This is a genomic window from Pelomonas candidula (assembly GCF_043555985.1).
GTDB lineage: Bacteria > Pseudomonadota > Gammaproteobacteria > Burkholderiales > Burkholderiaceae_C > Pelomonas > Pelomonas candidula.
The window spans coordinates 183,259-201,467 of sequence record NZ_JBIGIC010000005.1 but is presented as its reverse complement, the minus strand read 5'-3'; the positions used below and the strand labels follow the sequence as shown (position 1 = coordinate 201,467).

Here is an 18,209-nt window from a genome sequence, read left to right as displayed (position 1 = left end):
CAGGAGGCGGACATGAAATACCTCCATCTGATCTGGGCGGCGCTGTTCAGGCGCAAGGGCCGGACCTTCCTGACGCTGGTCTCCATCATCACGGCCTTCCTGTTGTTCGGCCTGCTGGACGCCGTGCGCGTGGGCTTCGACCAGGCCGGCAAGAGCGCCAACGGCGCGCAGCGGCTGCAGACCAGCGCCAAGCTCAGCTTCATCCAGCTGCTGCCGATGTCGCTGGGTGCGCGCATCGAGCAGACCGACGGCGTCAAGGACGTGGCCTACGCGAACTGGTTCGGCGGCGCCTACCAGAAGCCCGAGAACGCGGTCTTCAGCTTCGCCGTGTCGCCCAACTACATCGACGTCTACCCCGAGATGGAAGTCTCGGCCGCGCACCGCAAGGCGTTCGCCGAGACCAAGGACGGCGCCATCGTCGGCGAAGGCCTGGCGAAGAAGTTCGGCTGGAAGGTGGGCGATCAGGTCCCGATGCAGTCCACCATCTTCCCGGACCGCAACGGCAGCCAGAACTGGTCGTTCAAGATCGTCGGTGTCATTCACATCGCCGACAAAAAGGCCGGGGCGTTCTACGACCAGATGTTCCTGCTGAACTGGAAATACTTCGACGACACGACGCCGTGGAACCAGGGCCAGGTGGGCTGGTACGTGACGCGCGTGAAGGACGTGAACCAGGCCGACCGCGTGCTGAAGGCCATCGACGCCATCTCCGAGAACTCCGACCACGAGACCCGCACGCAGACCGAGGCGGCTGCGATGTCCGCCTGGATGCGGCAACTGGCCGACATCAACCTCATCGTCACCTCCATCATGGGCGCCGTGTTCTTCACGCTGCTGCTGCTGGCCGGCAACACGATGATGCAGGCGGTGCGCGAGCGCACCGGCGAGATCGCGGTGCTGAAGACGCTAGGCTTCTCGGGAGAGAGCGTGCTGGCGATGGTGCTGGCCGAGTCGGTGCTGCTGCTGCTGATCGGCGGCGTCGTGGGCCTGTTCCTGGCCAGCGTCATCGGCCCCGCCGTCAGCGCAGGCAGCGGCGGCGCACTGAACCTGCCGGCCGCCGGCCTGACGAGCTGGCTGATCGGCGCGGGCCTGGCGCTGCTGTTCGGCCTGCTGGTCGGCGCCATGCCGGCCTTGAGAGCGATGCGCATCAACATCACCGATGCCCTGGCAGGGAGGGCCTGACATGACACCCCCACGTTCACTTCGTTCACTGCCCCCCGAGGGGGCGCAAGCCTCCCTTGGGGCGGCCCGGCGGGAGGCCTGACCATGAAATTCCTGAAGAACTTCGGACTCGTGCTGCTGCTGGCCGTGCTGCTGGTCGGCTGGGTGGCGCTGCCCTGGTACGGCGCGCTGGCCCTCGCCGTGCTGCTGGCGCTGTGGATGTTCCTGTTCCGCACCGGCATGCAGACCCGCTCAGTCGCCTCGGTGGGCATCAGCACGCTGACGCAGCGGCTAGGCTCGTCGGCCGTCATCGTCGTGGGCATCGCCGGTGTCGTCGGCGTGCTGGTGGCGTTGCTGGCCATGGCCGAGGGCTATGCTCGCACGCAGAGCAACTCGGGCAGCCTGGACACCGCCATCGTGCTGCGCGGCGCCTCGGCCAACGAGGTTTCGTCGTCGCTGAGCCGCGAGGACATCGTGCAGATCGAGCAGGCGCCCGGTGTGGCGCGCAACGCCAAGGGCGAGCCCATCGTCTCGGCCGAGACGGTGGTGGCGGCCAACCTGCCGGTGAGGAACAGCCCGACGGGCGATACCGGCAGCGCCCAGGTGCGCGGCATCAGCGAGGCGGCCTTCGCCGTGCGGCCCAACGCGAAGATCGTCGAAGGCCGGACCTTCCAGCCGGGCCTGCGCGAGATCATCGTCGGCAAGGGCGCGGTGCGGCAGTTCGAGGGCCTCAAGGTCGGCGCGACGCTGAAGCTCGGCAATCAGCCGTGGACCATCGTGGGTGTGTTCGCGTCGGGCGACGCGCTGGAGTCGGAGCTGTGGGCCGACGCCAATGTCGTCAGCGACACCTACAAGCGCGGCAGCGGCCGCAACTCGGCGACGGTCAAGCTCGACAAGCCGGCCTCCATCAAGGCCTTCAGCGAGTCGCTGGAGAACAACCCGGCGCTCAAGGTCAAGGCCAGCACGACGCTGGAGTTCTTCACCAAGCAGTCCGAGCGCATGACGCAGATCCTGCGCATCATCGGCATCACGGTGGGCGCCATCATGGCTGTGGGCGCGGTGTTCGGTGCGCTGAACACGATGTTCGCCGCCGTGGCCAGCCGGGCGCGCGAGATCGCGACGCTGCGCGCGATCGGCTTCCGCGGCCTGCCGGTGGTCGTGGCCGTGATGCTGGAGACGACGCTGCTCGCGCTGATCGGCGGCATCGTCGGCGGTGCGGTGGCGTGGCTGCTGTTCAACGGCTTCGAGGCGTCGACGATGTCGGCCGGTGCGGTCGGCAAGCTCAGCTTCAGCCTCGCCGTGTCGCCCCAGCTGCTGTGGGAAGGCATCAAGTGGGCGCTGGCCATCGGCTTCGTCGGCGGGCTGTTCCCGGCCGTGCGGGCGGCGTCGCTGCCGGTGACGACGGCGCTGCGCGAGGCTTGAGGTCGGGCTGGAGCTTCTGCCGGACAGCGGCAGAAGCCTCCAGCCCAGCCGCGGTGAGCGGGCGCTCAGTCGACGGCCGCGGACTCGCTCTCTGTGTGCCGGTCAGGCTCCGTCGTGCGGAGGATTTCGTTCAGCACGGACGTGGCGTAGTTCCCGGCGGGCAAGCAGAACGTGAGCGCCAGTTGATCGGCCTGCGGCCATTCCCATGACATCTCCGCCGGGCTCGCCACCAGGGCGCGGCGCTCCTGATCCAGGCCGGCGTGTTCCATGCCGTCGCACAGGGCGGCGTGGCGTTGCGCCACCCCGTTCTCCAGGGCCTGCGCCTGATCGGTGGTGCTCACGCGACCCCGCCCCCACAGCGGCCCGGTGGGGCGGCCCGCCTCGTCCATCACGTCGCCGGGCAGGCTCTTGCCCCAGAGTCCCTGCTGAATCCGCAGCGCCAGCACCTCGTTGAAGACGAAGGAGCGCACCGCCGACAGGTAGATACCCTTCTTCTTCGGATTGCGCACGCGGATCTCGCGCGCCAGCATGGCCCGGCCCTGCTCGACATTGCCGCCGTCGAAGCCGAAACGCTGGGCGCCGAAGTAGTTGGGCACGCCGTGCGACGCAACCGCTTTCAGATTCGCCTCGATGGCGTCGCGGTCGCCGGTCACGTCGCGCAGCACGATGCGGAACCGGTTGCCCTGCAGGTCACCCGGGCGCAGCTTCTTCACGTGGCGGCTCTGACTCAACACCTTGAATTCCGGGTGCTGAAGCTGGGTCAGGTCAGGTGTCTCGCCCTTCGGCAGGTAGATGCTGAACCACTGCCGGGTGATGGCGTAGCGGTCCTTGAGGCCGGCATAGCCCACGTCCCGTTCCTCCACGCCGGCGGCCTCGGCCAGCTGCGCGGCAACGTAGGCGGTGTTGGCGCCGTTCTTTTCGATGTCCAGCCAGAGGTGTTCACCCGCGCCGGAGGGCAGTTGCAGTGGCAGCTCGGTCACGATGAAATCCTCGTTGAGGCGTTTCAGCGTGGCGCTGGCGCCGCTGGCCGGATAAGCGTTGGGCCAGTGCGGCAAGGTCGTGTATTGAGCGTCGGTCATGGGGTGTCGTACGGCACCGGCCGTCGAAGGGGCCGGGGCCAGCGGTGAGCCCGCGATTCTCTCGCGACCCCAATGCCTGATCGTTCACGGCGACCGACGATGGATTCGGTCGTAGCTGCAGCCAGCGATCAGCTGAACGCCGCGAGCAGCCGCTCCAGCGCCACCGTGAATGGCGTCTGCATCAGCGGCAGCGTGGCGACCATGCCGATCAGGCCCACGCTGACCGTCATCGGGAAGCCGACCGAGAAAACGCCGATCTGCGGCGCGACGCGGGAGATGACGCCCATGACGAGGTTGACGAACAGCAGCATCGTCACCAGTGGCAGCGCGATCCACAGGCCGATGGTGAAGATCTCCGCGCCCCACTCCTGGGGCCGGGCCATGCGCAGGAAGGCGAACGGCTCGCCACCCACCGGGAAGGTGTGGAAGCTCTGGACCAGCGCATTGATGAGCAGCAGGTGGCCGTTGATGGCGATGAACAGAAAGGCCACCATGCTGCCGAAGAAGCGCGCGCTGGCCGTGCCCTGGGCGCCGCTGCTGGGGTCGAAGAAGCCGGCGAAGTTCAGCCCCATCTGCAGGCCGATGATCTCGCCGGCGAACTCCAGCGCGGCGAACACGATGCGAACCGCGAAGCCCATGGACAGCCCGATCAGCAACTGCTGGGCGACCAGCAATGTCAGGGCGGGCAGCGAGTCCAGCGGCGTGGGCGGGATGTCCGGCAGCGACGGCTGGGCCGCGACGGCGATGAACAGCGACAGTCCGATGCGCAGCCGCAGCGGCACGTTGCGCTGGCTGAACGTGGGCATGCCGGCGAACAGCGCCAGCGTGCGGATGAAAGGCCAGAGCAGCGGGCTCAACCACGCCAGCAGCTGGGCTTCGGTGACGGAGAACACGTCGTCAGCCGACCGCTTGCGGAATGGTCTGCAGCGTGCGCTGGATGTACTCGACCAGCGTCGTCATCATCCACGGCCCGGCGATGGCCAGCGTCAGCACGGCGGCGATGACCTTGGGCACGAAGGACAGCGTCGCCTCGTTGATCTGCGTGGCGGCCTGGAACACGCTGACCAGCACGCCGACCAGCAGCACGACGATGAGGATGGGCGCGGCCACCAGCATCATCATGTACAGGCCTTGCTGGCCGAAGGTGAAGACTTGTTGTGCGTCCATGAATCTCGGTCGGTTGGGCGCTTCGTCAGGTGACGAAAGAAGCGGCGAGGGAGCCGAGCAGCAGGTTCCAGCCATCGGCCAGCACGAACAGCATCAGCTTGAAGGGCAGGGAGACGAGCACCGGCGACAGCATCATCATCCCGAGGCTCATCAGCACGCTCGCCACGATCATGTCGATGACGAGGAAGGGGATGAAGATCAGGAAGGCGATCTGGAAGGCGCTCTTGAGCTCGCTGGTCACGAAGGCCGGCACCAGCACCTTGAAGGGCACTTCCTCGGGCTTGATGCCGCTGTCCAGCTTGGCCAGGCGCGAGAACAGCGCCACGTCGGACTGGCGCGTCTGCTTGAGCATGAAGCCGCGCATCGGCACCTCGGCGCGCTTCAAGGCCTCGTCGAACTGGATCGTGCCGGCGGAGTAGGGCTGCCAGGCGTCGGCGTAGACCTTGTCCAGCGTCGGGCTCATGACGAAAAAGGTCAGAAAGAGCGACAGGCCCACGATGACCTGGTTGGGTGGCGCGGCCTGCGTGCCCAGCGCCTGGCGCATCAGGCTCAGCACGATGACGATGCGCGTGAACGCCGTCATCATCAGGATGACCGCGGGCAGGAAGCCCAGGGCGGTGAAGAACAGCAGCGTCTGGATGGGCACCGAGTAGCTGCCGCCCGCGCCCTGGCCGACCAGCAGCGGCAGTGTGGCCGGCGGGGTCTGGGCCTGGGCGAAGGCGCCGCCGGCGGCCAGCAGCAGCGCGAGCGCGACGACCTTACGCATGGCCGCGTTCCTTGCTCAGCAGCTTGGCGAAGCTGGCCGGCGCCGGCGGTTCGGGCTGCGGCGGCATGACATGCAGCGTCGTGATGTTCTGCGCCGTGGCGCCCAGCACCAGCCAGCGGCGGTCATCGCCCTGGCCGACCTCGACGACAATCAGTCGCTGGTTGGGCGCGGTGGGCAACTGGGCCACCACACGCAGCACGCCGGCCGTGGCCGCGCCGCCGAACACGCGTCCATAGGGCGTGCGCTTGAGCAGCCACAGCGCGACCGGGATCAGCGCGACGATGGCAAGGAACCAGAGGAAGGGGAGCAGGCCGGAAGCATTCATGCCTCGGCATTCTGCGGACGGACTTGAGCGGCCGAACCCCCTAAATGGCCCGACAAACCCTTGGTTGTCGAAAGACTGCGCCTGCGGCGCGAAGGTCAGGCGGCCTTGGACAGGCGGCGCATGCGCTCGGATGGCGTGACGATGTCCGTCAGACGGATGCCGAACTTGTCGTTCACGACGACGACCTCGCCCTGGGCGATCAGGTAGCCGTTCACGAGCACGTCCATCGGTTCGCCGGCCAGCGCGTCCAGCTCGACGACCGAGCCCTGGGCCAGTTGCAGGATGTTCTTGATCGGGATGCGGGTGCGGCCCAGTTCCACGGTCAGCTGGACGGGGATGTCCAGGATCATGTTGATGTCGCCCGCAGGGCCGCCCGCCGTCGTCGGCGAGAAGTTGGCGAAGCTGGGCGTGGAGACCTGCTCCGGCGCCTCGGTCACTTCGGAGGCGACCGACGACGGGGCGGGCGCGGCCTCGGCCAGCGCCGCGGCCCATTCGGCCGCCATCGCGTCTTGTTCTTCTTGGCTGGGTGAATCAGGACTCATGTTTGGCTCCCAGCCAGCTCTCTTGAGAGCCGGTCAGCATCTTGTCGATCTTGAGGGCGTACTTGCCGTTGGAAGTGCCGTAGTGGCAGTCGAAGACGGGCACGCCGTCCACCTTGGTCTGGATCATGGGCGCCAGGTCCAGCTCGATGAAATCGCCCGGCTTGAAGGCCAGCAGCTGCTCCACGGTGGCCGGCGCCGTGCCCAGTTCGGCGATGAGTTCCACCTCGGCGGCCTGGATCTGCGTCTTCAGCAGGTTGATCCAGCGGCGGTCGGGCTCGGAGGAGTCGCCGACCGTCGTCGAATACAGCACGTCGCGGATGGGCTCCAGCGTCGAGTACGGGATGCAGAAGTAGATCGTGCCGCTGGTCTCGCCGATCTCCAGCGTGAACGACGTCGACACGACGATCTCGCTGGGCGTGGCGATGTTGGCGAACTGGGGCTGCATCTCCGAGCGCTGGTATTCCAGCTCCAGCGGATAGATGCCCTTCCAGGCCTTGTGGTACTCCTGCAGGATCACTTCCACGATGCGCGTGATGACGCGCTGCTCGGTGGGGGAGAAATCGCGACCTTCGATGCGGGCGTGGAACTTGCCGATGCCGCCGAACAGCGAGTCGATGACGGCGAACACCAGCGTCGGGTCGCAGACGATGAGGCCGCTGCCGCGCAGCGGCTTCACCGACACGATGTTGAAGTTGGTCGGGACGACGATCTCGCGCAGGAAGGCGCTGTACTTCTGCACCTTGATGCCGCCGATGGCGACTTCCGGGCTCTTGCGGATGAAGTTGAACAGGCCCACGCGGATGTTGCGCGCGAACCGCTCGTTGATGATCTCCATCGTGGGCATGCGCCCACGGACGATGCGTTCCTGGCTCGCGAGGTTGTACTCGCGTATGCCGCCGACCTGCTCCTCCTCCTGCTCGAGCTTCTGGCTCTCGCCGGTGATGCCCTGGAGCAGTGCATCGACTTCGTCTTGCGAAAGAATCTGCTGATTCATGGTGAATCCGATACGGACCGAACCGCCGGGCCGCCCCAAGGTGAGGGCCGCAGCCCCCTCGGGGGGCGGGCAACGAAGTTGGCCGGGGTCAACATGACTACTGCACGATGAAGTTGGAGAACAGGACCTGGGTGACCGGGCTCTCGACGTGGGCCTTTTTCTTCTTCTTTTTCTTCTTCGGCGCGTCCGCGGCCGCGGGGGCTTCGTCCTCGTCCTCGTCGTCCAGCTCGATGCCCATCGGGCGCACCGACTCGCGCATGATGTCCTTGGCCAGCTTTTCCTTGCCTTCCTGGGTCAGCAGCTCGACGGCGGTCTTGTGCGACAGCACCATCAGCACATTGCTGCGGATGGCGGGCATGTAGGCCTTGATCTGGTCGGCGAAGTGCGGGTCGTCGACCTGCAGCGTGATGCCGATCTGCGCGAAGCGGTCCACGTCCTTGTCGGCCAGGTTGACCGTGAACGGGTCCAGCGGCACGAAGGTGGGCGGGTGGTCGCTCTTGGGGTGCGCCTTGGCCTTGGGCGCGGCCTCGGCCGTGTCGGCGCCGTCCTCGCTGTCGTCGGCAGCCTGCTTCTTCTTGAGCAGCATGACGGCCGCCCCGCCGCCCACCAGCACCAGAACCAGCACGGCGGCCAGGATGATGATCAGCTTCTTGCTGCCGCCGCCCTTGGGCGCGGCCTCTTCGGCAGCCGGCGCAGTCGCCATGAGAACTCCTTGAACTTGGCGCCCACCGCACGTGGTGGGCGTTGCTATGCCCGATTATTGACTTCGGTCCACTCCCGCAAGCGTGGATTAGGCCGCGCGTGGCGTGGCTATTTCCGCTTCATGCTCAGGCAAATGTGTCGAGCAGGCCGACGGAGCGGCGCGCCGCGGGCGCGGCGCTGGCGGTCGTGCCGTCCACGCGGCTGTTGCTGCCGCGTGCGCTGCGGGTCGTGCCGCCGTTGCCGGACTGCGGCTCACCGTGATCCACGTCACGCTGCGCCTGCTGGAACACGCCGCCGCCGGACAGCGTCAGGCCCTGGCCCTGCAGTGCCGCCGCGAGGTCGGGCAGGCTCTGCTCCAGCGCCTGGCGCGTCTCGGCGTGCGCGGCGTGGAAGGACACCTGCGCCTGGTTGCCGTCCACGGTGATCTGCACGGCCACCGGGCCCATGTCGGCCGGGTTGAGCTGCAGTTCGGCCTGTTGCACGCCGTCCACGGCCAGCAGGCTGACCCGCGCGCCCAGCTCGGGTGCGAAGGCCGAGCCGTTCACCGGTGACTGGACGCTGGAGTACGTCGTCGTGGGGGCGGTGTCGGGCGTCGCGGCGGGCGGGGGCAGCGCCTGGGCCAGCGTGGCCGCGAAGCTGGGGGTGGCCTGTGTGGGCGCCGCCGCGGCGGGCAGGTCGGCAGACTGCTTCGTGGCGGTGGCCTGCAGCGGCTCGGACGCGGCCTGCGCGGCGGCCTTGTCGGCGTGGAGCTCGGCGGGCTTGGCCGTAGCGATCTCGGGCTTGTCCTTGGCGCGACCCTTGTCGCCGGCGGCCTGCAGGGCCGTGCGGCCCTGGGTGGCGTCGTCGTCAGCGCCAGTGCTGGCCGTGGCGGCGTGGCCGCGATGCAGCTCGGGCCTGGCCGCGGCCGCGGCTGCGGCGGCATCGGGCTGCGCGGCGGCGTTCATGCCGATGAGCTGCGTGAACTCCTTCAGCTTGGACGTATCGGGCGTGTCGTCGTCATCGCCGTCGGCCGACACGGCGTTGGTGGACTTGTCGGCATCGGTCTTGTCGGCGCCATCGGCCTTCGCGTCGGTCTTGGCGTCGGCCTTGGCCGGGGCCTCGCTTGCCGACTTCTGCGCAGCGGGCTTGGCCGGCTGGGCCGTGGCGCGGCGCGGCGCGGGCGCGGCCGGCGCGGCGGCTTCCGGCGGGGTGGGTTCGGGCTCGGTGTGGGCAGGCGGCGTCGGCAGGCTGGCCTGGTCGGTCAGGAACTGGGCGAACTTGGGTGCGCTGCCGGCGGTGTTGGCGGGCTGCGAGGCCTGCACGGCGGGCGGCAGCGAGGCGGCCGGCTTGGGGGCGATGTTCTGGGCGCTGCTGAGCATGGTGGGGTCAGGCGTGGGCGGTACGGCGCAGGTGGGCGCGGGCGGCGAACTCGTCGTCGGCGCGCTGCTCGCGGCGCTGCGCCGCCTTGGCGGCCTCGGCCTGGCGGCGGGCGATCAGCTGGCGCAACGCGGCGACGCGCAGTTCGGCCTCACGCAGCGCCTCGCGGGCACGCACCTGGCGCTGGTCGGCGTGGTTGGCGACGTGGTGCTGCGTCGTGACGGCCTGCTCCAGCCGCTGGCCGAAGCTCTGGTAGCAGTCGACGATGCTCATCGTCGTGCCCTGGGTGAAGCTATGCGTCCAGCGTTGGCGGTAGTCCTGCTGGTAGTCGGCCAGCTGGCCGTGCTGGGCGCGCGCGGCCTCGGCCTGCTGGCCGGCGGCGTGCAACGCGCGCGCGGCAGCGTCGCGCTCGCCCTCGGCGCGTTCGAGCAGCAGGCTCAGGGTGTCGGTCGCAGTGGCACTCATTCAGGTCTCCAGCGCAGCGCCGGAGAGACCCCGGCACTCAGTCGATATCGGCGCGCCCGACCCGCAGGTTTAGGCGCCCTGGACCACGGCCTGCAGCTGGTTGACGCTGGCGTGAAGAAGTGCCGGGCTGTGCATGTCCTGCTGCAGCAGCCGCGTCATGTCGGCGTGCAGGCGAACGGCCAGATCCAGCTCGGGGTCCGCGCCAGGCGCGTAGGCACCGAGCTGGATCAGGTCGCGGGCCTTGTTGTATTTCGCCAGAAGTTGGCGGAACCGACGCGCGGAATCGACCTGGTTTTGGGGTGCAACACTGGTCATCACCCGGGAAACGCTGCGCTCGATGTCGATGGCTGGGTAGTGGCCGGCCTCGGCGAGTTCGCGCGACAGCACGATGTGGCCGTCCAGGATGCCGCGTGCCGCGTCGGCGATCGGGTCCTGCGGGTCGTCGCCCTCGGTCAGCACCGTGTAGAAGGCCGTGATCGAGCCTTCGCCGGGCAGGCCGTTGCCGCTGCGCTCCACCAGTTGCGGCAGCTTGGCGAAGCAGCTGGGCGGGTAGCCCTTGGTGGCGGGCGGCTCGCCGATGGCCAGTGCGATCTCGCGCTGGGCCATTGCATAGCGGGTCAGCGAGTCCATCAGCAGCAGGACGTGGGCCCCCGAGTCGCGGAAGAACTCGGCGATGGCGGTCGCGTAGTGCGCGCCCTGCATGCGCATCAGCGGCGGCGCATCGGCCGGCGCGGCCACCACCACGCTGCGCTTGAGGCCCTGCTCGCCCAGGATGTCCTCGATGAACTCCTTCACCTCGCGGCCGCGCTCGCCGATGAGGCCGACGACGATGACGTCGGCCTGCGTGTAGCGCGCCATCATGCCCAGCAGCACCGACTTGCCGACGCCGGTGCCGGCGAACAGCCCCAGGCGTTGGCCGCGCCCCACGGTCAGCAGCGCGTTGATGGCCCGCACGCCCGTGTCCAGCGGCGTGCGCACCGGGTCACGGTCCATCGCGTTGATGGGCCGGCGCACCATCGGCTCGTTGTGGATGTTGGTGAGGTCGCCGCCGCGGTCCAGCGGGTGGCCGTGCGGATCGACGACGCGGCCCAGCAGGCCTTCGCCCATCGGCAGGTGCAGGCCGCGGTCCTCGCCGCGGCGCCAGGGGTGCAGCGGCTGGCCCAGCTGCGGCGCCAGCGGCGGCAGATGGCGGGGCACGACGGTCGCGCCGCTGCTCAGGCCCTGCACCTCGTCGGTGGGCATCAGGTAGGCGCGGTCGCCCGAGAAGCCGACGACCTCGGCGTTCACCGGCGCCATGCCGCGGCGCGGGCTGTTGCCGGTGCTGGGCATCTGGATGCGGCAGACCGACCCCAGCGGCACCTTGATGCCGGTCGCCTCCAGCACCAGGCCGGCGACGCGTACCAGCTTGCCCTGCGACTCCAGCGGCGCGGGGTTGCCGGCCAGCGTCTCCAGGTCGGCGAGGTAGCGCTGCCAGCGGTCGGCGCGGGCGGACGTCATTCGTCGTCCGCGCCGCGGCGGTCTTCCCAGATCGACTGCTGGCCGATGGCCGAGACGGCCTGTTGCCAGCGCGTCGCGATCGTCGCGTCGACGCTGGCGATGTCGGCATCGACCTTGACGCCGCCACGCGCGACGTCAGCGTCGGGGATGAGCTGGGTCTCGCGCGCCTGCAGCTCCTGGCCGGCGCCCTCCTGCACGAGCGGGAAGTCGTCGGGATGCACGCGCATGCGCACATGCCGGGCCGACAGCTGCAGCGCCTCGACGGCGTCATGCGCGACGCGGGCGATCAGCTCGGGCCGCTGCTCCAGTTCGCTGCGCACGACCTGGCGGGCCAGCTCGACGGCGATGCGGGCGATGGACTGGGCCATTTCGCCTTCCAGCGCCTGCATCTCGGCGTCGAAGTTCTTCACGACGACACCGATCTGGGCACTGATCTGCTGCGCGAAGCTTTGCTTGAAGGCGTCCAGCGCGGCCATGCCGTCACGGTAGCCGTCCTGGTAGCCGGTCTGGCGGGCGGCGTGCAACTGCTCCTGCACGCTGGGCTCGGGCGGCGGCGGAGGCTGCACCGGCGCAGCCGCGGCGGGCGGGGGCGCCGGTGGCGTGCCGGGGCGCATCGGCGCGAACGGGGAGGGCGCGGTGTCGCCCAGGTTGTCGAGGTTCCAGGCCTTGGCGCCCTGGACTTCCTCTCCGGGGATGAAGCGGGCGTAGCTGGCGCGCCGATCGCCTTCGCGGCGGTCGGGCGGGGGCACCTGGCGGGGCGGTTGTCGTGTGACCATTTCAATTGTTCCCTGGCGCATCTTGCCGCATCGCGGGCCGAGCGCTGGGCCGCTCCCGAGCCGGCCCGCTTGGGCGATGTGCTTGCCGGTCGATCCGGCAAGCATCGCCGTCCCCTCGGGGGACCGGCCAAGGTACTCCTTGGACGAGGGGCCTCATGGTCAGACGAATTGGTCGTCGCCGCCGCCCGCGAGCACGATCTGGCCCTCGTCCACCAGGCGGCGCACGATCTTGAGCATTTCCTTCTGCTCGGCCTCGACCTCGGACAGCCGCACCGGGCCGCGCGTTTCCAGGTCCTCGCGCAACGTCTCGGCGGCGCGGCTGGACATGTTGCGGAAGATCTTCTCGCGCAGGTCGGCGCTGGCGCCCTTGAGCGCGACGATGAGGCTCTCGCTCTGCACTTCCTTGAGCACGGCCTGGATGCCCTTGTCGTCGATCTTGTTCACGTCGTCGAACGTGAACATGTTGTCCATGATCTTCTGCGCGAGGTCGGAGTCGGCTTCGCGGATGTAGTCCAGCACCGAGGCTTCGACGCTGGAGCCCATCATGTTGATGATCTCGGCCGCCGTCTTGGCGCCGCCCAGCGAGCTCTTCTTCATGCGCTCGCCGCCGGCCAGGATCTGGCTCATGACCTCGTTGAGGTCCTTCAGCGCCGTCGGCTGGATGCCGTCCAGTGTCGCGATGCGGATCAGCACCTCGTTGCGGCCGCGTTCAGTGAACATCTTCAGCACCTGGCTGGTCTGGTCGAAGTCCAGGTGGGCCAGGATGGCCGCGATGATCTGCGGATGCTCGTTGCGCAGCAGCTCGGCCACGCTGGCGGCGTCCATCCACTTCAGGCTCTCGATGGACGACACGTCGCTGCCCTGCAGGATGCGGTCCAGCAGCAGGTTGGCCTTGTCCTCGCCCAGCGCCTTGCGCAGCACGGCGCGCACGTACTCGTCGGTGTCGGTGACCAGCGTGCTGTGCGTCTCGGCAACCGAGTCGAACTTGTCGAGCACCTCCTCGACCTGGGCGCGCTTGATGACCTTGAGCTTGGCGATGGTTTCGCCCAGCGCCTGCACTTCCTTGGGCGACAGATGCTTGAAGACCTCGCTGGCTTCCTCTTCGCCCAGCGACATCAACAGGATTGCGGCGTTCTCGATGCCCTTGTCGTCCATGATCAAACCTTACACGAAGCGTCGTGCCGTCCTCAGCGGGCCGAGCGCCGGGCCGCTCCCAAGCCGGCCCGCCATGGCGATGTGCTTGCCGGTCGATCCGGCAAGCATCGCCGTCCCCTCGGGGGACCGGCTGGGCACGCCCGCGTTCAGCGCGGCGTGACCGGACGAGGGGCTCAACTTCATGCCGTCTGGCCTTCCATCCAGTCGCGCACGATGTTGGCGACGGCGACCGGATTGTCGCGCGCCAGGGCACGGGCGCGGTCGAGCTTGTCGTTGTGCAGCGGCGCTTCGAGCTTGGGCATGCCCGCGACGCCCGGCAGCAGTTCGGGGTCGTCCACCACCTCGTCGACCGTCTCGGGCTTCTCTTCCGGCGGCTTGGGCATGGCGGCCTTGATGGCGGGGCGGATCATGCCGAACACGGCGATCAGCGCGATGGCGACGAGAGCCAGCGGCACGATGGCGCTGCGGGCGATGTCCAGCAGCCAGGGTTGCTTCCACACCGGTACGTCCACAGGCTCGGTCTTGTCGACGATGAACGGGGCGCTGATGACCTTGACCGAATCGCCGCGCTCGGCGTTGAAGCCCATCGCCTCCTTGACGAGGTCGGTCAGGCGGGCGATCTCCTCGTCCGACACCGGCTGCGTCGTCGTCTTGCCCTTGGCGTCGGTCACCGTGCGGTGGTTGACGACGATGGCCGCGTTCAGGCGCTTGACGTTGCCGACCGAGCCGCGCGTCACGCGCACGGTCTTGTCGACCTCGTAGTTGGTGACCTGTTCCTTGCGGCTGCTGTTCTGGCCCGCGCCACCCTGGGCGGCCTGCAGCGGCGCGCTGGCGCCGTTGATGGGCGCGGTGGCCGGCACCGGCGGCTGGTTGGTGGCGGCGCCGGGCACGCCGGTGGGCGGCGCGGCGTTGGCGTTGGTGCTCTCGCTGTTCTGGCTGGAGCGCACCGAGGCCTGCGTGTTGGGGCCCTGGTTCGGGCGGAATTCCTCGGCGGTGGCCTCGGTCTGCGAGAAATCCAGGTCGGCGGTGACCGTGGCGCGCAGGTTGTCGCGGCCGACGACCGGCTCCAGCAGCTCGAAGATGCGCTTGTTGTAGCCGGCCTCGACCTGCTGCTTGAACTGCAGCTGCTGCGTGTCCAGGCCGGTGGCGTTGTCGTTGCCGGTCTGCGAGAGCAGGGCGCCGGTCTGGTCCAGCACGCTGACGTTCTTGGGGCTCAGCTCGGGCACGCTGCTGGACACCAGGTGCACGATGCCGGCGATCTGGTTGCGGTCCAGCGTGCGGCCGCCGCGCAGCGTCAGCATGACGCTGGCGCTGGGCTTCTGCTGCTCGCGGAAGAAGCCGTTCTGCTGCGGGATGGCCAGGTGCACGCGGGCGTCGGCCACGTCAGCCAGTTCCTTGATCGTGCGTGCCAGCTCGCCCTGCAGGCCGCGCTGGAAGTTCAGGCGTTCGGCGAACTGCGTCTGGCCGATGGAGGATTTGTCCATCAGCTCGAAGCCGGCCGCAGCGCCGGTGCCGCCACCCTTGGGCAGGCCCATGGCCGCCAGCTTCATGCGCAGCTCGTAGACCTGGCCGGCCGGCACGAGGATGGTGCCGCCGGCTTCATGCTTGTAGGGCACCTGCAGCGCGGCCAACTGGCCGATGACCTCGCCGCCGTCCTTGTCGGCCAGGCCGCTGTACAGCGGTCGGTAGTCGCCCTGGGCCGACCACAGCGTGATGGCCAGCACGGCGCCCGCCAGCGCCAGCAGGCCGGCACCCATGGTCAACTTGCTGCGCAGCGGCAGGCCGTTCAGGCGCTGCACGAAGGTGGGCTGCGCCTCGACCGGGTTGATCATCACCGGGGCGGTGGCAGCGGGGGCGCTCAGGGCTGTGTCCATCGGAGGGCGAGACGGCAGGGAAGGCCGGGAATCGGCCGATGGCGCAAATTATTCGTGCCGCACCCCCTCAAGAAAGCGCCGAAGTAGCCGACCCCGCCCGCGTATCTCGTTGTTTCGCGCGTGTGACGAGCTGCCACAGTCCTGCCCCATGGACATGAAGCTGCGCCCCTTCGACTTTGCCCAGGCCGCCGCCCGAGCGGGCCTGGCGGTGAACGGCACGCCGCTGTCGGCCAAGCCCGCGGCCACGACGGGCGCCAGCTTCGGTGATGCGATGACGCAGGCGCTGAAGAACGTCAGCGCCCAGCAGAACGAGGCCACGCGCCTGCAGCGCGAGGTGCAGCTGGACAACCCGACCGTCAGCCTGGAAGAGACCATGGTCTCCATGCAGAAGGCGCAGATCGGCTTCCAGGCCACGCTGCAGGTGCGCAACCGCCTCGTCTCGGCCTACTCCGAGATCATGAACATGCAAGTGTGACGGACCCCTCGCCCACGTTCGCCCGCTGTACGCGGCGAACCCGGTCGGTCTTGCAGACCGCGCTGCGGCAGTGCCGCAGCCCTTCAGCAGGCACATGCCGCCCACTGGGCACCATGTGTCCAGCCTCAGCCCCCGAGGGGACGGCGATGCAAGCGGCATCGAGCCGCTTGCACATCGCCAGGCGGGCCGGCTTGGGGCGGCCCGGCGCTCGGCCCGAAAACCGTGGGGCTCCAGCGGTGGTCAGCAAGCACCCTTGCGGGCATCCGACCCGCAAATCGTCGGCCGGCCCAGCGGATTGAGGTCCAGGTAGAGCTGCTGGTTCTTGTCGTTGGAGATGCCGATGCGTGTCCAGTCCAGCGCGCGGCCCAGGCCGGCCTGGAAGGTGATGCTCTGGCCCGACTGCAGCAGCGTGCCCTTGTAGTCGCGGTGGTCGACGACGCCCAGGTCGCAGCGAGGCAGGCCCGTGGCGCAGTCGCAGGTCGACGCGCGGCTGGCGCCCCAGCACCACTGCGGTCCGCTGTGGAAGCTGACGTGGATGTCGCGGCCCTCGTTCACGCTGAGCTCGCGGGCACGGCGCAGGTCCATCTCCAGCAGCTCGGCCACGTGGCGCAGGCGCTGGCGGGCCAGGTAGCTGGCGTAGCTGGGCACGGCGGCGGACAGCACGATGCCCAGCACGGCCAGCACGAAGACCGCCTCGATCAGCGTGAAGCCGCGGCTGCGGGTGGCCCTCATGCGTCCAGCTTCAGCAGCCGGCGGCGCTTTTGCGTCTGGTCCACGTAGACCTGCAGGGCGCGGCTGGCGGCGGTGTCGAGGTCGACGAAGGCGCAGCCGAGCTGCAGCGTGCCTTGCGGGTCGTCGGCGATGGGGCTGGCGTGGTGCGGCAGCAGCGCGATGCGCAGCGCCGTGATGCGGTCCAGCTCCAGCACGAGGCCGGCGGCCACCTGGCCGATCGGCAGCGGCAGCCCCGAGCTCGCGGGCAGGGCCAGGGCGAGGCCGCCGACGCTGATGTCCAGCACGCGCAGCGCACGGCCGAACTCTTCGCCGCCCGGCACGATGACGCGCGGGTAGACGCTGCCGGCCGGCTGCACACGGAACGACTGGCGGCGCTGGAAACGGTAGAGCCGCTCGGGCAGGCTGCTGCGCAGCACGGCGCCCTGGTCGCCGCTGACGAGGACGGCGGCGCCCAGCTCGAATTGCAGCTTGATGGTGCCGAGGTAGGCCACGGCGGTGATCTCGCCACCGGCCACCAGCGCCTGGCTGATGCCGTCGGGGTCCGCGCCGATCTCCAGGCCCAGCACGTCGGCGCCGGTGTCCAGCGCGCAGATGCGGCTGCTCAGGCTGCGCCCGGGCGGGCCGTTCAGCAGCACGGCGGCGTTCTCGCGCTGCAGCTGCTGCAGGTAAGCCGCAATCTCGGCGGCGGCGGTGACCCGCAATTCTTCGGGGGCGGCTTCAGGGGCGCTCATGCCGGTGATGGTAGTCGCGAGGCGGAGGCTCGGTGCGTGCACGCATCACGCTTGCGGGCCGAGCGCCGGGCCGCTCCCAAGCCGGCTCGCCTTGGGCGATGTGCAGGCGGCTCGATGCCGCTTGCATCGCCGTCCCCTCGGGGGACCGGCTGGACTCGCCGCGTTCAGCAGGCGAGTCCGGACGAGGGGCTCAATGCACCATCCGGCTCTTGCCCTTCATCACCTGGTCGAGGTCTTCCAGCCAGGGCTCGGCGAGGTGGCGGATCTCGGCGTCGTTGAGCAGGATGCGCTGCATGATGCGCGTCTTCAGCTGCGACTCGCCGGGTGCGAGCTGGGCCTGGTTGGCGGCGGCCTTGAGCTGCGAGATCAGCAGCACGCAGGCGCCTTCGAGCTTGACGACTTCGTCCCAGTTGCCCGTGCGTGCGGCCGAGAGCATGTCGGCGCTGGCCTGCTCGATGGCTTCGTAGTAGTTCAGCAGTTCGGAGTTCATGGCAGGGTCACCGGATATGTGTGCGGGAGGCGGCACTCAAGCGGCGCGGGCAGCGTTCGCGCCCAGGGCTGCGGGAGTGTTGCCGATGGCGGCCCAGGCTTCGCGCACGGGGCTGAGCAGGCGCTGGCATTCCTGGATGGCGGCGAGGTCACCCCTGAGGTTGGCCTGCGTGAGGCGCATGCAGACGTAGCCGTAGAGTTCGCGCAGGTCGGTGGCCAGTTGGCCGGCCGACAGGTCGAGGCCGGCGCGCAGGCCTTCGTCGAGGATGCGCACCGCGCGGGACAGCGACCGGCCCTTGAGTTCGACGTTGCCGGCCTGGATGGCCTGCGTGGCCTGGGCCATGGCATCGAAGATGCCGTCGAACAGCATGGTCACCAGGCGGTGCGGCGTCGCGGAATGCACATCGGTTTCCAGACCGACCTTGGCGTACATCGACGCGCTCTGGTTGCGGGCTGCGAAGGGGGAAGACATGTTGCCGTACATGGGATGGGAGGGTGGCG

General features: G+C 69.1%; 22 protein-coding genes. 3 read left to right on the top strand and 19 right to left on the bottom strand.

The window, feature by feature from the left end:
• The first annotated feature begins 12 nt into the window (after positions 1-12).
• Together ACG04R_RS12070 and ACG04R_RS12065 are read left to right on the top strand one after the other, a co-directional pair.
• Positions 13-1,182: an ABC transporter permease gene (locus ACG04R_RS12070; protein WP_394410214.1), complete on the top strand. Its 1,170-nt coding sequence runs from the start codon at positions 13-15 to the stop codon at positions 1,180-1,182.
• An 84-nt stretch (positions 1,183-1,266) separates the two neighbouring features.
• Positions 1,267-2,583, top strand: coding sequence for an ABC transporter permease (locus ACG04R_RS12065; RefSeq protein ID WP_394410211.1), 1,317 nt, complete (start codon positions 1,267-1,269; stop codon positions 2,581-2,583).
• 65 nt (positions 2,584-2,648) lie between these two features.
• On the opposite strand, the gene truD is transcribed toward ACG04R_RS12065, so the two are convergent.
• From truD to fliF, 15 genes are all read right to left on the bottom strand, one after another.
• Positions 2,649-3,662 carry a tRNA pseudouridine(13) synthase TruD gene (gene truD, locus ACG04R_RS12060; RefSeq protein WP_394410207.1) on the bottom strand — a complete coding sequence of 338 codons (1,014 nt, stop codon included), beginning with the start codon at positions 3,660-3,662 and terminating at the stop codon, positions 2,649-2,651.
• 128 nt (positions 3,663-3,790) lie between these two features.
• Positions 3,791-4,555, bottom strand: coding sequence for a flagellar biosynthetic protein FliR (fliR, locus tag ACG04R_RS12055; protein WP_394410204.1), 765 nt, complete (start codon positions 4,553-4,555; stop codon positions 3,791-3,793).
• Positions 4,556-4,559: 4 nt separating this feature from the next.
• The gene (fliQ, locus tag ACG04R_RS12050) at positions 4,560-4,829 is read right to left on the bottom strand and encodes a flagellar biosynthesis protein FliQ (protein ID WP_394410201.1); all 270 of its coding nucleotides are present in this window, start codon (positions 4,827-4,829) and stop codon (positions 4,560-4,562) included.
• Between the two features lie 25 nt (positions 4,830-4,854).
• The gene (gene fliP, locus ACG04R_RS12045; RefSeq protein ID WP_394410198.1) at positions 4,855-5,595 is read right to left on the bottom strand and encodes a flagellar type III secretion system pore protein FliP; all 741 of its coding nucleotides are present in this window, start codon (positions 5,593-5,595) and stop codon (positions 4,855-4,857) included.
• On the bottom strand, positions 5,588-5,920 hold the full coding sequence (locus tag ACG04R_RS12040) for a FliO/MopB family protein (protein ID WP_394410195.1): 333 nt from the start codon (positions 5,918-5,920) through the stop codon (positions 5,588-5,590). The genes fliP and ACG04R_RS12040 overlap by 8 nt, the downstream gene beginning before the upstream one ends.
• A 95-nt stretch (positions 5,921-6,015) precedes the next feature.
• Positions 6,016-6,462: a flagellar motor switch protein FliN gene (gene fliN, locus ACG04R_RS12035; RefSeq protein WP_394410192.1), complete on the bottom strand. Its 447-nt coding sequence runs from the start codon at positions 6,460-6,462 to the stop codon at positions 6,016-6,018.
• Entirely contained in the window at positions 6,452-7,456 is a 1,005-nt protein-coding gene (fliM, locus tag ACG04R_RS12030) for a flagellar motor switch protein FliM (protein WP_394410189.1), read from the bottom strand. Before fliM ends, fliN begins: the two co-directional genes overlap by 11 nt.
• Before the next feature lie 97 nt (positions 7,457-7,553).
• A complete protein-coding gene (locus ACG04R_RS12025) occupies positions 7,554-8,159 on the bottom strand; it encodes a flagellar basal body-associated FliL family protein (protein ID WP_394410185.1) in 606 nt (201 codons plus the stop codon).
• 124 nt (positions 8,160-8,283) lie between these two features.
• Positions 8,284-9,516, bottom strand: a complete 1,233-nt coding sequence (locus ACG04R_RS12020) for a flagellar hook-length control protein FliK (RefSeq protein WP_394410180.1) — start codon at positions 9,514-9,516, stop codon at positions 8,284-8,286.
• A gap of 7 nt (positions 9,517-9,523) precedes the next feature.
• Complete coding sequence (fliJ, locus tag ACG04R_RS12015) at positions 9,524-9,979, bottom strand: flagellar export protein FliJ (RefSeq protein ID WP_394410177.1); 456 nt, start codon at positions 9,977-9,979, stop codon at positions 9,524-9,526.
• 69 nt (positions 9,980-10,048) lie between these two features.
• Entirely contained in the window at positions 10,049-11,476 is a 1,428-nt protein-coding gene (gene fliI / locus ACG04R_RS12010; protein WP_394410174.1) for a flagellar protein export ATPase FliI, read from the bottom strand.
• Entirely contained in the window at positions 11,473-12,252 is a 780-nt protein-coding gene (locus tag ACG04R_RS12005; RefSeq protein ID WP_394410171.1) for a FliH/SctL family protein, read from the bottom strand. The genes fliI and ACG04R_RS12005 overlap by 4 nt, the downstream gene beginning before the upstream one ends.
• A gap of 159 nt (positions 12,253-12,411) precedes the next feature.
• Positions 12,412-13,407: a flagellar motor switch protein FliG gene (gene fliG, locus ACG04R_RS12000; RefSeq protein ID WP_394410168.1), complete on the bottom strand. Its 996-nt coding sequence runs from the start codon at positions 13,405-13,407 to the stop codon at positions 12,412-12,414.
• Between the two features lie 9 nt (positions 13,408-13,416).
• Positions 13,417-13,590 carry a hypothetical protein gene (locus ACG04R_RS11995; protein ID WP_394410165.1) on the bottom strand — a complete coding sequence of 58 codons (174 nt, stop codon included), beginning with the start codon at positions 13,588-13,590 and terminating at the stop codon, positions 13,417-13,419.
• A complete protein-coding gene (gene fliF / locus ACG04R_RS11990; protein ID WP_394410162.1) occupies positions 13,587-15,281 on the bottom strand; it encodes a flagellar basal-body MS-ring/collar protein FliF in 1,695 nt (564 codons plus the stop codon). Before fliF ends, ACG04R_RS11995 begins: the two co-directional genes overlap by 4 nt.
• 148 nt (positions 15,282-15,429) lie before the next feature.
• Between fliF and fliE the strand changes: the two genes are divergently transcribed.
• The gene (fliE, locus tag ACG04R_RS11985; RefSeq protein ID WP_394410159.1) at positions 15,430-15,756 is read left to right on the top strand and encodes a flagellar hook-basal body complex protein FliE; all 327 of its coding nucleotides are present in this window, start codon (positions 15,430-15,432) and stop codon (positions 15,754-15,756) included.
• A 240-nt stretch (positions 15,757-15,996) separates the two neighbouring features.
• Here fliE and ACG04R_RS11980 read toward each other — a convergent pair whose 3' ends face one another.
• The 4 genes from ACG04R_RS11980 to fliS all read right to left on the bottom strand — a co-directional run bounded on the left by ACG04R_RS11980 (position 15,997) and on the right by fliS (position 18,180).
• Entirely contained in the window at positions 15,997-16,488 is a 492-nt protein-coding gene (locus ACG04R_RS11980; RefSeq protein ID WP_394410156.1) for a pilus assembly FimT family protein, read from the bottom strand.
• Complete coding sequence (locus ACG04R_RS11975) at positions 16,485-17,219, bottom strand: flagellar brake protein (protein ID WP_394410153.1); 735 nt, start codon at positions 17,217-17,219, stop codon at positions 16,485-16,487. The genes ACG04R_RS11980 and ACG04R_RS11975 overlap by 4 nt, the downstream gene beginning before the upstream one ends.
• 190 nt (positions 17,220-17,409) lie before the next feature.
• Positions 17,410-17,709 (bottom strand): flagellar protein FliT, encoded by a 300-nt coding sequence (locus tag ACG04R_RS11970; protein WP_394410150.1) that lies wholly within the window; start codon positions 17,707-17,709, stop codon positions 17,410-17,412.
• A gap of 36 nt (positions 17,710-17,745) precedes the next feature.
• Positions 17,746-18,180 (bottom strand): flagellar export chaperone FliS, encoded by a 435-nt coding sequence (fliS, locus tag ACG04R_RS11965; RefSeq protein WP_394410147.1) that lies wholly within the window; start codon positions 18,178-18,180, stop codon positions 17,746-17,748.
• Positions 18,181-18,209 lie beyond the last annotated feature (29 nt).